The 12,888-nt window shown below is 49.4% G+C and carries 14 protein-coding genes; 5 read left to right on the top strand and 9 right to left on the bottom strand.

Translation table 11 applies throughout. The features are described 5' to 3' along the window. The first annotated feature begins 15 nt into the window (after positions 1–15). From EBS36_02170 to EBS36_02155, 4 genes are all read left to right on the top strand, one after another. Positions 16–1,005 (top strand): ABC transporter permease, encoded by a 990-nt coding sequence (locus EBS36_02170; GenBank protein ID NBU31964.1) that lies wholly within the window; start codon positions 16–18, stop codon positions 1,003–1,005. Next, complete coding sequence (locus tag EBS36_02165; protein NBU31963.1) at positions 1,002–2,087, top strand: ABC transporter ATP-binding protein; 1,086 nt, start codon at positions 1,002–1,004, stop codon at positions 2,085–2,087. The genes EBS36_02170 and EBS36_02165 overlap by 4 nt, the downstream gene beginning before the upstream one ends. Continuing rightward, positions 2,088–3,119, top strand: a complete 1,032-nt coding sequence (locus EBS36_02160) for a dipeptide ABC transporter ATP-binding protein (protein ID NBU31962.1) — start codon at positions 2,088–2,090, stop codon at positions 3,117–3,119. 63 nt (positions 3,120–3,182) lie between these two features. Then, on the top strand, positions 3,183–3,752 hold the full coding sequence (locus tag EBS36_02155) for a hypothetical protein (GenBank protein NBU31961.1): 570 nt from the start codon (positions 3,183–3,185) through the stop codon (positions 3,750–3,752). Between the two features lie 114 nt (positions 3,753–3,866). On the opposite strand, the gene EBS36_02150 is transcribed toward EBS36_02155, so the two are convergent. The 8 genes from EBS36_02150 to EBS36_02115 all read right to left on the bottom strand — a co-directional run bounded on the left by EBS36_02150 (position 3,867) and on the right by EBS36_02115 (position 11,522). Beyond that, a complete protein-coding gene (locus EBS36_02150) occupies positions 3,867–4,610 on the bottom strand; it encodes a succinate dehydrogenase iron-sulfur subunit (GenBank protein ID NBU31960.1) in 744 nt (247 codons plus the stop codon). Between the two features lie 17 nt (positions 4,611–4,627). Further along, positions 4,628–6,370 carry a succinate dehydrogenase flavoprotein subunit gene (locus EBS36_02145; protein ID NBU31959.1) on the bottom strand — a complete coding sequence of 581 codons (1,743 nt, stop codon included), beginning with the start codon at positions 6,368–6,370 and terminating at the stop codon, positions 4,628–4,630. An 11-nt stretch (positions 6,371–6,381) separates the two neighbouring features. After that, positions 6,382–6,792: a succinate dehydrogenase gene (locus tag EBS36_02140; GenBank protein ID NBU31958.1), complete on the bottom strand. Its 411-nt coding sequence runs from the start codon at positions 6,790–6,792 to the stop codon at positions 6,382–6,384. Further along, positions 6,792–7,181: a succinate dehydrogenase, cytochrome b556 subunit gene (gene sdhC / locus EBS36_02135; GenBank protein ID NBU31957.1), complete on the bottom strand. Its 390-nt coding sequence runs from the start codon at positions 7,179–7,181 to the stop codon at positions 6,792–6,794. The genes EBS36_02140 and sdhC overlap by 1 nt, the downstream gene beginning before the upstream one ends. A 119-nt stretch (positions 7,182–7,300) precedes the next feature. After that, on the bottom strand, positions 7,301–9,037 hold the full coding sequence (locus tag EBS36_02130; protein ID NBU31956.1) for an ATP-grasp domain-containing protein: 1,737 nt from the start codon (positions 9,035–9,037) through the stop codon (positions 7,301–7,303). A gap of 78 nt (positions 9,038–9,115) precedes the next feature. Next, a complete protein-coding gene (maf, locus tag EBS36_02125; GenBank protein NBU31955.1) occupies positions 9,116–9,733 on the bottom strand; it encodes a septum formation protein Maf in 618 nt (205 codons plus the stop codon). A gap of 2 nt (positions 9,734–9,735) precedes the next feature. Further along, positions 9,736–9,933 carry an acyl-CoA carboxylase subunit epsilon gene (locus tag EBS36_02120; GenBank protein ID NBU31954.1) on the bottom strand — a complete coding sequence of 66 codons (198 nt, stop codon included), beginning with the start codon at positions 9,931–9,933 and terminating at the stop codon, positions 9,736–9,738. Further along, positions 9,933–11,522, bottom strand: coding sequence for an acyl-CoA carboxylase subunit beta (locus tag EBS36_02115; protein ID NBU31953.1), 1,590 nt, complete (start codon positions 11,520–11,522; stop codon positions 9,933–9,935). Before EBS36_02115 ends, EBS36_02120 begins: the two co-directional genes overlap by 1 nt. Between EBS36_02115 and EBS36_02110 the strand changes: the two genes are divergently transcribed. After that, positions 11,448–12,350 (top strand): biotin--[acetyl-CoA-carboxylase] ligase, encoded by a 903-nt coding sequence (locus tag EBS36_02110; protein NBU31952.1) that lies wholly within the window; start codon positions 11,448–11,450, stop codon positions 12,348–12,350. The genes EBS36_02115 and EBS36_02110 overlap by 75 nt on opposite strands. 1 nt (position 12,351) lies before the next feature. Here the strand turns inward: EBS36_02110 and EBS36_02105 are convergent, their stop codons facing one another. Continuing rightward, the gene (locus EBS36_02105) at positions 12,352–12,822 is read right to left on the bottom strand and encodes a GtrA family protein (GenBank protein NBU31951.1); all 471 of its coding nucleotides are present in this window, start codon (positions 12,820–12,822) and stop codon (positions 12,352–12,354) included. Positions 12,823–12,888 lie beyond the last annotated feature (66 nt).

The following is a 12,888-nucleotide window of genomic DNA, read 5'->3' as shown; positions in this document are numbered from 1 at the left end:
CAGAGAAGGTGGGCCTTGCTTCCTTATATCGCCAGACGACTAATAGTCCTAGTAGGCATGTTATTTGCATTAAGTATCATCACTTATCTGCTCTTTTATGCCTTACCTAGGGATCCAGCACGTTTGATGTGTGGTACTCATTGCACCCCAGATTCTCTAGCTGCCTACCGAGTTGAGCTCGGTTTAGACTTCCCTATTTACCAGCAGTACCTCAATTGGTTACATGCAATCTTTTTTGGCAAAGACATATCAGTTGGTCCATTTCCCCTCCATTGTGCGGCTCCATGTTTCGGGTTTTCTAACGACCGCAACGAGATGGTCTTCATCATGATTGCGCGGGTAATGCCGGTTACTGCTTACTTGGCTCTTGGCGCCTTCATCCTATGGATGGTAGTCGGGGTCCTAACGGGTATTTTGGCCGCTCGATACAAAGGTTCAATTTTTGACCGCAGTGTCATGGCCACCACTTTGGTCGGATTCTCGTTACCTTCATTCTTCATCGGTCTGGTGATCATGATTTTCGTCGTGGTTCGCTGGCAGCTGGTTCCTTACCCTGATTACAAACCACCAACTGAAGATTTTGGAAAATTTATTGGCGCATTGATTTTGCCGTGGATCACACTGGCAATTCTGTACGCCGCTTATTACACACGACTAACCCGCTCCCAGATGCTCGACACAATGAATGAGGATTTCATTCGCACTGCTCGTGCTAAAGGCTTGCCCGAGAAGGTAGTAGTGCGCAAGCATGCGTTCAGGGCCGGCTTGACGCCAATCGTTACCTCAGCTGGACTCGACTTTGCGGGCTTGCTTGGCGGAGCGATTATCACGGAGAAAATTTTCGGCCTTAACGGTCTGGGTTCTGTGGCACTAACTGCCGTTGCCAAACTAGATCTCCCTGTCCTGGTGGCGGTAACGCTACTAGGCGCGGTATTTGTTGTCGTGGCTAACTTAGTTGTAGATATCCTGTACGCCGTAATTGACCCGAGGGTGCGAATCAAATGACCGAATTAACTCAAGATAGCCACCTGCATCCCAGCGAGCATTCTTTGCTAGTGCCAAGCTCGCACTCGGGAGAGGTGCTTTTGTCAGTTCGTGACTTGAGTGTCACATTTAGTACTGATGATGGTGCGGTTAAAGCTGTTTCACATCTTTCGTATGAAGTTAAGCGAGGCCAGACCCTAGCGATCGTGGGCGAATCCGGATCAGGCAAGTCAGTCTCCAGTTTGGCAGTTATGGGCCTATTGGGCACTGGCAGCGCAAACATTTCGGGCGAAGTGCATTTTGATGGGAAAGAGCTGATTGGCTCAAATCCAGAAGACGTTCGCAAATTGCGTGGCCTTAAGATGGCCATGATTTTCCAAGATCCGCTCAGTGCTCTTCATCCGTATTACACGATTGGCCGACAGCTAGTTGAGGCAGTCCAGGCCCATCACGATGTCTCAAAGGATGCAGCTCGAGCCCGCGCTCTTGAAATGTTAAATCGAGTCGGCATTCCTTCTGCAGAAAAACGGATTGATGATTATCCACATCAGCTATCAGGTGGTATGCGCCAGCGAGTCATGATTGCTATGGCACTTATTAATGACCCAGAGTTACTAATCGCCGATGAGCCAACAACTGCGCTTGACGTCACGGTGCAGGCGCAAATCATTGAACTTTTGCGTGACCTACAGAAAGAGTTCGGCACCGCAATTGTGCTAATCACTCATGACCTCGGAGTCGTAGCAGATGTCGCTGATGATGTCATCGTTATGTACGGTGGGTCAGCAGCCGAACAAGGTCCTGTTCGCGAAATTTTCTATCAACCAGAAATGCCTTACACCTGGGGGCTGCTGTCATCGATTCCAAAGGATGATGATGAAGGTCAGCTAGACCCCATTCCAGGAACACCACCATCATTAATCCATTTGCCCACTGGCTGTGTCTTTGCGCCAAGATGTGTCTTTGCACATCAAGTCCCTGGCAATCGGTGCGAAACTGAACGACCTGCCTTTGTCCAGACTGGTCCAAATCATGCCGCACGCTGCCATTTAACTGCCGAACAACGTAGCACCATCCGCAACAATCGAAAGATTGGAAAATAAATGTCTGATCCAGTTTTAGAAGTACGGGATTTAAAGAAGTGGTTCCCAATCCAAGGTGGCGCACTCATCACCCGTACCGTCGGTCATGTAAAAGCCGTTGACGGAGTTTCCTTTGATGTTTATCCCGGAGAAACCCTCGGCTTAGTCGGAGAGTCCGGCTGTGGAAAATCCACAACTGGTCGAAGCGTCCTTCGTCTGCTAGAGCCAACCAGCGGATCAATCAAATTTAATGGACAAGAACTTGTCGGCCTAAAGCGCAAGCAGATGAATGCCTACCGCCGTCAAATGCAGATGATTTTTCAGGATCCATTTTCATCTCTAAATCCGCGCAAACCGGTGGGTCAGATAATCAGCTCGCCATTTGATATTCAAGGCATCACTCCAGTAGGCGGAGTCAAGAAGACGGTTCAGGCGTTGATGGAGCGCGTCGGGCTTAACCCAGAACACTTCAATCGCTATCCCAATGAGTTCTCGGGCGGACAGCGTCAGCGGATTGGTATTGCAAGAGCAATCGCACTAAATCCAAAAGTTATCGTCTGTGACGAACCCGTTTCGGCACTCGATGTTTCAATTCAGGCCCAAGTATTGAACTTGCTTGAAGATATCCAAAATGAGTATGGAATCGCTTACATTTTTATCGCGCACGATCTCTCGGTAGTGCGACATATTTCAAACCGCGTGGCAGTCATGTATCTGGGCAAGATTATGGAAATCGCTACCAAAGAGACTTTGTACAGCTTGCCGCTACACCCATACACTCATGCACTAATGTCGGCAGTTCCAGTGCCCGATCCAGACAAAGAGCGCAATCGTGAGCGTATTATTCTGACCGGAGATTTGCCGAGCCCGAGCAATCCACCGAGTGGCTGCGTTTTCCGCACCCGGTGTTGGAAAGCTCAGGATATCTGTGCTTCAGAGACACCCCAACTTCGAGAAATTGGCACAGACCACCTGGTGGCCTGCCATTTCCCACAGCAGGTTACTTCAGCAGGTCCAAGTTCGTTAGCGACCGGTTCAGATTTCTCTATTTAACAAGTCTTCAATACTGCGGTACACTAACAGCAGGCTTAGTCGCAAAGGTTAAGGAGAAGGAAAATGAGTAAGAATTCCGTTAGCAGTTTAAAGAAAATTTCAGTATTCGTTGTTGGCTTAACGATGGTTGTCAGTCTAAGTTCATGTGGCCGCGGGAAGAATAAGGCTGAACCTTCAGCTTCTGCTTCTGCTTCTGTTTCAGCATCAGCATCAGCATCAGCATCGCCCACCGCTTCCAAGAAGCCAACTGCTGTTCCAAAACCAACCGTTAAGCACAAGGATCCGATTCCATACAAGCCACTGGCAAAGAAGCCTTATATCGTTAAAGTCACGCCAACCCCAGAGCCAACACTGGACAAGAAGGCTAAGGCTTTTGAAACTGCCCTCAAGAAAGAACTTGGCTTGGATAAAAAGGGTTGGGATGAAAAGTACAATAGCGATCCATTGACCTACAAGCGGTTCTTCATGGAGCTACTTGATTACGCTCAAGGTGCCCTTTGCTCATACATGGCCTCTGGCGTAGACGACTTCACACTTGGCACATTCATTTCCAATGAAGTCTCTTACGACTCGACAGTCCAGCAGGCAGTCATCCATGCAACCCGTAAGGCCTATGGCTGCTCGGGCAAGTAATATCTTCTCTAATTTAGGGTCTTATCCAGATAGGGTAAGGCCCTAAATTTTTTCCCACTCGGCTAGTTCAAATGGGATTTATGTGGAGTTAAAGGCGGGAGTCAGTGTTGCGGCTTAAAGCTTGCCACGAATAATGGCTTGCTTAACCTCAGATATTGCCTGGGTAATTTGAATTCCACGGGGGCAGGCGTCGGTGCAGTTGAACGTTGTGCGGCACCGCCACACGCCTTCCTTGGAGTTGAGCACCTTCAGTCGCTCTGGAGCGCCATCGTCGCGGCTATCAAAGATAAAGCGATGGGCGCCGACAATTGCCTGCGGACCAAAGTACTGCTCGTCGGTCCAGAACACCGGACAGCTAGTGGTACATGCCGCACACAAAATGCATTTTGTGCTGTCATCAAAGCGCTCGCGTTCTGCTTGTGACTGGATCCGCTCTCGCTCGGGGGCTGGACTTGCTGGCATTAAGAATGGCAAGACTTCGCGGTAAGCAGCAAAGAATGGCTCCATGTCGACGATCAAATCTTTTTCCAGGGGTAAACCCTTGATTGCCTCAATTACAATGGGCTTAGTTACATCCAAGTCCTTCATCAAGGTTTTGCACGCCAATCGGTTCAGGCCATTAATTCGCATGGCATCCGAGCCACAAATTCCGTGCCCACAGGATCGGCGGAAGCTAAGTGAGCCATCTTGTTCCCATTTGATTTTGTGCAAGGCGTCCAATACTCGGTCAGTGGAATACATCTCTACTTCGAAATCTTCCAAATAGGTGTCTTCGCTAATTTCAGGATTAAATCGCCGAATACTGACCTTAACTGTGAATGATTGCAGCGCCTCAGCGTCACTAGTAGCCGCTGCCATGACTTTTGATTTACGCATTAGTACTTACGCTCCATTGGCTCATAGCGGGTAAACACTACTGGCTTGTACTCTAACTTGATTTCATTTTCCATCTGGTAGGCCATCGTATGCTGCATGAAATTTTCGTCATCTCGAGTCTGAAAATCTTCGCGGGCATGTGCACCACGAGACTCTTTTCGAGCGAGCGCACTGACAACCGTGACTTCAGCCAAATCAAGCAGGAAGCCTAGTTCAATCGCCTCAAGCAGATCTGTGTTGTAGCGCTTTCCCTTATCTTGAATAGAAACATTAGCTAGTCGAGCCTTCAAGCCACGCACATCGGTTAACGCTTGCGTCAATGTTTCTTCATTGCGGTAAACCTGAGCATTCAAGTCCATGGTGTCCTGCATGGCACGGCGCAAGGTTGCTACGCGCTCTTTACCTGAGTTGTTGAGCACCTCGGTGAGTAAGCTCTCTACCTCGCCTGTGGGGTTTTCCGGCAATGGAGCAAAGTCCGCTTCGAGCGCGTACTCTGCAGCAGCTATACCCGCCCGACGACCAAATACGTTGATATCGAGAAGTGAATTTGTGCCCAAGCGGTTGGCTCCGTGGACGGAGACACAAGCAACTTCACCAGCAGCGTACAAACCAGGTACAAAGTCAGTGTTGTTGCGCAGCACCTTAGTTGTAACATCTGTTGGCACGCCACCCATGGCATAGTGGGCTGTTGGGAATACCGGTACTCGCTCAGTTAGTGGATCAACACCCAAGTAGGTTCGGGCAAATTCCATAATGTCCGGCAGTTTGGTTTCAATCTGCTCGGCTGGCAAGTGGGTTAAGTCCAGGTAGACATAGTCTTTGTGCGGACCAGCACCACGACCTTCGCGAACTTCCAACACCATTGCCCGGGCCACCATGTCCCGAGGAGCTAAATCTTTGATTGTTGGCGCATAGCGTTCCATGAAACGCTCACCGGAGGCGTTACGCAGGATGCCACCTTCACCTCGAGCACCTTCAGTTAGAAGGACCCCAAGTCCTGCCAGGCCAGTCGGGTGGAACTGATAAAACTCCATGTCCTCAAGCGGTAAACCTTTGCGTAGCACCAGGCCCATACCATCGCCAGTTAAGGTGTGGGCATTCGAAGTCGTCTTCCAAACTTTGCCGTAGCCTCCTGTGGCTAAGATGACACTTTTCGCTTGGAAGACATGTAGTTCACCAGTAGCTAACTCGTAAGCAACCACACCGGCCGTTACGGGATTTCCAGCACCATCTTTGTTAAACAACAGGTCGAGTACATAGAACTCATTGAAAAATTCCACATTCTGCTTAATGCAGTTTTGGTACAAAGTCTGCAGGATCATGTGACCAGTACGATCGGCGGCGTAGCATGAGCGTCGCACAGCTGCTTCGCCATGGTTGCGAGTGTGCCCACCAAACCGACGTTGATCAATCTTGCCTTCCGGTGTGCGGTTGAAAGGTAAACCCATCTTCTCGAGATCGATGACCGCGTCAATTGCTTCTTTACACATAACTTCGGCAGCATCTTGATCAACCAGATAATCGCCACCCTTAATGGTGTCGAATGTATGCCACTCCCAGTTATCTTCTTCTACGTTAGCCAGCGCTGCACACATACCGCCTTGAGCCGCACCCGTATGGGAGCGCGTTGGGTAAAGCTTAGTCAGTACTGCAGTGCTCGCCCGTGAGCTAGATTCCAGCGCAGCACGCATTCCAGCACCACCAGCACCCACGATGATGACGTCGAACTTATGGGTTTGCATCAGGCTCCTGATTACTTGATGTTGGGATCAAAAGTGAAAATAACTAAAGTTCCGAGAAGTACGATGAATACCACGGTTACGGCGAGTAGCACCTGCAGAATTTTCCGAGTTCGGGCACTTTCTGCGTAGTCATTGATGATCGTACGAAGGCCATTTCCACCATGCAACATGGCTAACCAAAGTTGAACTAAATCCCACACCTGCCAGAAGGGGCTTGCCCATCGGCCGGCTACGAATGCGAAATTGATTCGCTGAACTCCGCCGTCAAGGATATTCATGATAAATAGGTGTCCGAGTACTAGGAACACCAAAATAATGCCCGAGATCCGCATGAATAGCCATGAGTAAAGTTCATAATTTGTTCGACCAGCGCGTTGTAGCTTTGGTGCTTGCAGAGCAGTGTTGGGGGACTGATTGGCCATTAGTTGCCGCCGAACATTTGCTCAAAAGTATGTTTTGTCATGAAGTAAAACCCAGGAACCATAATGATGACCCAAAGCGCACTAATCGCCCACAACATTACTCTGTGATACTTCGGCCCCTTACTCCAGAAGTCCACCAAGATTAGTCGAATCCCATTTAAAGCGTGATACAAAACAGCGCCAGTGAGTCCAACTTCTAGAAAATTAACAATCGGCGTTTTGTAGGTGTCGATAACCGCGTCGTAGGCCTGCGGTGAGACTCGAACCAATGCGGTATCCAGAACGTGAGTGAAAAGAAAGAAAAAGACCGCTACGCCCGTGATGCGATGGGCAACCCAAGACCACATGCCTTCACGGCCACGGTACAAAGCAGCGGGGAGCGATGCCATTAGTGCCCTTTCAGAGCGGGAATACTAGTTAAATCGTAGTAGAGACAAGGAAAAGTGCCTATGTGAGTGAGCACATTGTCAGCAAGGTCACATCTGGCTAACGGCTGGCTAACGCTGGGCTAGTCAACAATTTCTAGCAACACAGTGCCGCTTGTCACAGTAGCGCCAATTTCAGCGCTAATTCCCTTGATTGTGCCCGTTTTATGGGCAGTTAATGGTTGCTCCATTTTCATGGCTTCAAGTACCACAACTAGTTCACCAGCAGCCACCGTTTGACCTTCAGTAACGGCTATTTTGACGATTGTTCCTTGCATCGGAGCGACTACAGAGTCACCCGTAGTTGAGGCTAATGCTTTTTTCGTTCTGGTCGGTTTACGCTTTTTCGGATTATTCACACTAAATGACGATGGGAGCACAACTTCTACGCGGCGCCCATTGACTTCGACTGTGATTGGAGCACGGTGATCATCAGAGTCTTCAACCGAACCAGTTCCAGTAAATGGCGAGATAGTGTTATTGAACTCCGTTTCAATCCACCGGGTGTGCACCGCAAAATCTCCGTCAGCTGCTGAAAAGGCCGATTCGGTCAAGACAACTTTGTGAAATGGAATGACAGTGGCTATTCCAGCAACTTCAAATTCCGCCAGTGCCCGTTGTGACCGAGCAATTGCTTCATCACGAGTCGCTCCCGTAACTATCAGCTTGGCTAGAAGTGAATCAAAGTTTCCGCCAATAATGTCACCTTTGGCAAAGCCAGTATCTACCCGCACACCAGGGCCAGCGGGTAAAGTCCATTGGTCCAAAGTTCCGGGCGCAGGCAAGAAGCCACGACCTGGGTCCTCGCCGTTAATCCGAAATTCAATAGAGTGCCCCGAAACTTTTGGATCGTCGTAGCCAAGTGCTTCGCCTTGGGCAATACGGAATTGTTCTCGAACTAGGTCAATTCCAGTGACTTCTTCTGAGACTGGGTGCTCTACCTGAAGGCGAGTATTAACTTCAAGAAACGAAATGGTGCCATCTTGTCCTATGAGGAATTCACAAGTACCGGCGCCAACGTATCCTGCCTCGCGCAAAATCGCCTTACTAGATGAATAAAGTTCTGAAATTTGCGCATCCGATAAGTAAGGTGCAGGCGCTTCCTCAACAAGCTTTTGATGACGACGTTGCAATGAGCAATCTCGAGTTGAGACCACAACCACATTTCCATGCTCATCAGCAAGACATTGAGTTTCGACATGCCTTGGTCGATCCAAGTAACGTTCCACGAAACATTCTCCACGGCCAAAAGCTGCAACGGCCTCGCGGACAGCTGAATCGTAGAGTTCTGGGATTTCTTCCAACGTGCGCGCCACTTTGAGTCCGCGCCCACCGCCACCGAATGCGGCTTTGATTGCAACTGGCAGACCGAATTCTTTTGCAAACGCTACAACTTCGTCACTACTGGTAACTGGGTCTGGCGTACCTGGAACCTGTGGGGCCCCTGCTTTGGCTGCAATGTGACGCGCTGAGACTTTGTCACCCAAGTCTCTGATTGCTGCAGGTGGTGGTCCAATCCAAATCAACCCAGCATCAATAACAGCCTGAGCAAAATCAGCATTCTCTGACAGAAAGCCATATCCAGGATGAACTGCGTTTGCCCCGGATTTCTTGGCTGCGTCAATAAGTTTGTCAATGACAAGGTAGCTATCGGCTGCAGTGTTGCCACCAAGGGAGAACGCCGCATCTGCCATCTTGACATGGATTGAATCGCGATCTGGCTCGGCGTAAACTGCGACGCTGGCAATTCCGGCATCGCGACAAGCACGAATAACTCGAACTGCAATCTCGCCTCGGTTGGCAATTAATACCGAGGTAATTTTCTGCTGTTTAGCCACTAGCTGCTCCTTGCTGATGCTTGTCCAAGTCTATTGGGTTAGCGATTTTTCTTTATTTCCTTACTTCCACAAGGATGTCCAGGAGATTCCCAGTTCACCCGCAAGTTGCCGAAGCAGCGACATGGACATCCCGGCTACTGCCGCCACGTCGCCATCAATGCGGGTTATGAATGCGCTACTACGTCCTTCGTGAGTAAAACCGCCAGCAACTCCAAGCGGTTCACCACTTGCAACATAGTCGTCGATTTCTGCATCAGTGACATGTCCAAAATGTATCTGAGCGCCTGCTACTCCAGTGCGTGTCTGTCCGGTAGCGAGGTCATGTACCCAATGCCCACTGTGCAAGTAGCCAGTCTTGCCACGCATCTGCTGCCAGCGCTGCCTAGCCACTTCGGGAGTTACAGGTTTGCCGTAACTAACACCGTCAAGCTCCAACATGGAGTCGGCGGCAATGATAAGCAAGTTCCCCTCGCTTGTAACTTTGATATTTTGCACAACTGCTTCACCTTTGGCAGTAGCAAGTGCGACAACCAATTGAGCAGTACTAATCGGTCCTAGATGCGCTTCAAGCAAATCCTCGTCTACCTGACTTACTTGGACATACGGATCTATTCCGGAGTCAACCAGTAATCGAAATCTTGAAGTTGAGGCGGAGGCAAGTAAAACAGCGCGGGACATGTTTACGAAGGAAGGCTCGAGCGACGCCAGCTGTCTTGGCTACGCACCACTGGCTTTCGCACCACATGTTCTGGCTTATTCCATTCTGGGTGCCTTCGATCTGCAGTCGTAAGTGCAGTCAATCTACGAGTTAACACTGCTACAAGCGCTGCCAACTCATCCGCAGTAAGTTCCCCTTTAACGACTTTGAAATCTTTCATCAGAGTGGAATGTTTCCGTGTTTCTTAGGTGGCATCGTCTGGCGCTTGCCACGCAGGCTGCGCAATGCCTTGGTAATACTTACTCGGGTTTCGTGTGGTGCGATAACCGAATCAATGTAACCCAAATCTGCGGCTAAGTACGGGTTAGCCAGCGTGTCGTCATAATCAGCGACAAACTGCGCACGCGCCTTCTCTGCATCTTTGGCAGCCGCCAGCTCCTTGCGATAAAGAATGTTAACTGCACCTTGTGCACCCATCACAGCAATCTGCGCAGTTGGCCAAGCCAAATTAATATCTGCGCCGAGATGTTTTGAACCCATGACAATGTATGCGCCGCCGTAGGCCTTACGGGTAATCACGGTAACGAGTGGAACTGAAGCCTCAGAGTACGCGTATAGCAATTTTGCTCCACGTCGAATGATCCCTTGGTATTCCTGGTCGGTGCCCGGCAAGAAGCCGGGTACATCAACAAACGAAATGATTGGAATGTTAAAAGCATCGCAGGTGCGAACAAATCGAGCGGCTTTTTCGCTGGCATCTATGTCTAGTGCTCCAGCAAATTGCATCGGCTGATTTGCAATGATACCTACCGACTCGCCCTCGATTCGGCCAAGTCCAGTAATGATGTTTGGTGCAAACAACGGCTGCGTTTCAAGGAAGTCGCCATCGTCAAGAACACTTTCAATTAGCTTGTGCATGTCGTAGGGCTGATTTGCTGAATCAGGAACTAAACCATCTAATTCACGATCTTCATCAGTAATTTCTAAATCTGCAGTAACAGCGAGTGAGGGCACTTCATCTAGATTGTTGCTTGGTAAGAACGAAAGCAAATGCTTCACATAATCAAAAGCATCGTCTTCATCATGAGCCATGTAATGCGCAACACCCGATTTTGTACTGTGGGTTAATGCACCGCCCAATTCTTCGAAACCAACTTCTTCGCCAGTGACAGTCTTGATTACATCGGGGCCAGTAATGAACATGTGCGCGGTTTTATCCACCATAATGATGAAGTCGGTTAGCGCAGGGGAGTAAACCGCGCCACCAGCACTAGGACCAACCATCAGTGAGATTTGTGGAATGACTCCTGATGCCCGCGTATTGCGCTTGAAAATTTCACCGTACATGGCAAGCGAGGCAACACCTTCTTGAATTCGAGCACCACCAGAATCGTTGATTCCGATTATTGGGCACCCAGTTTTCAAGGCCAGGTCCATCACTTTAACAATTTTCTGACCCATCACCTCGCCCAGTGAGCCGCCAAATACCGTGAAGTCTTGGGAAAACACGCAAACCGGCCGTCCATCGATTGTGCCAAAGCCAGTGATGACACCATCGCCGTATGGCCGATTAGCCTCCATACCAAAATTGGTCGATCGGTGCCGGGCCATTGCATCTAGCTCTTGGAAGGAGCCCTCGTCGAGTAGGTGCATAATTCGCTCTAAGGCCGATAACTTGCCTTTGGCCTGCTGCTTTTCGGCGGACGCAACTTGGCGCTGTGCAATTGCTTGGCGATGTTCGTTCAATTTCGCGATCTTGCTAACAGTAGTGTGCTTATCTTGCTCGGAACTCACCCGGTACCTCCACAGTTATCCCTAGTGTTCTACCCTAGCGATATGAGCAACATTGGTGTATTCCCTGAGGCCGAACCGCTTGATATTGGGCGAATTTCCCAGATTCTAGGATTGCTAGGAACAAGTTGGCAGCAGGTTCGAGTTTTGGACACAGTTGATTCAACAAATAATGAAATTGCTCGACATCTCCAGGCCATCACACCGGGAACTCCACTGATCGTGCTAGCCGAGGAACAGACCAGTGGTTTAGGTCGACTCGGGCGTAGCTGGAGTAGCCAACATGGGAAGGGATTGGCATTAAGCCTCGGACTGTCGATTGTTGACGCAGACCTGACCCCGAGTTCCCTACCACTTGTTGTCGGACTTGCCGTAACCAAAGTTTTATCGGAACTCGCAATTCCTGCCCAATTGAAATGGCCTAATGATGTGGTCTTCTTGAACGAAGATGGCACAGTTCGAAAGTGCGGCGGGATTTTAGTCCAGCAAACTGGCGATTACTTCGTGATTGGAATAGGAGTAAACATCACGCATCTCGTAAGCGAATTACCGACAGAGGCCGCTACCTCTTTGTTTGTTGAGGGCTTTCTAATTGACCGCAATGAACTTGCGGCTCGAATCATCAACAAGATTGAAATTTTGTTATCTGACTCAACCGATTGGGTAGACCAATACTCAGAAGTATGCTCGTCGCTTGGTCGCGCAGTTGAGGTTGTGCAAATCTCTGGCGACGATATCTCTGGTACTGCCGTGCGAGTAACTGGAAGCGGTTCATTAGTTTTGTTATCTGATGATGGTGAAGTCGAGATCACCATAGGCGATGTGCGGCATGCAACTATAGATTGATTTACTTTTCAGGCCCTGAGTCACTTGCCTGAATCGCTTCCGGTGACTTTGGTTCTAAAAAGACCCATTTGCGATAGCTCCAAAATCGAAAGAGTGTTCCCAGAAGCAGGCCGATTCCATTGCCACTTATGTTGTCAGCAAGTCGACTGGTGAAATCCAAGCCGTAATGGCTGATAGCTAGACAGGTCAGTTGTATTCCCGTGCCAACTACATTCAGTAGGAAAAACAGGGTGTATTCCCGCCGGTATGAGGTGCGGGCTCGCTCGCTAAAAGTCCAGAATCGATTACCAAAGTATGCACAAGTTGTTGCCACTACTGCACTGATCGCTTTTGCTGTTAGTGGCTTTGATGATAATGGTCCGTGTAACAGCAGGTTGAAGATGCCCACATCAATTACATAAGCAAAAAGGCCAATTGCACCGAACTTTGCAACTTCATTCTTGAGGCGATCAAGAGCCTTACGGATTTCCACCCGTTCAGATTACTGCCAATATGGGGTTGAAGATGTTTCCTTGGCGGATGTGGGGTAGGTTGAAGC

The organism is Actinomycetota bacterium (assembly GCA_009923495.1).
In the GTDB taxonomy this organism is placed as follows: domain Bacteria; phylum Actinomycetota; class Actinomycetes; order S36-B12; family UBA5976; genus UBA5976.
Note: the sequence above shows the minus strand (reverse complement) of the source record. Positions and strands in the feature narration are given on the sequence as shown.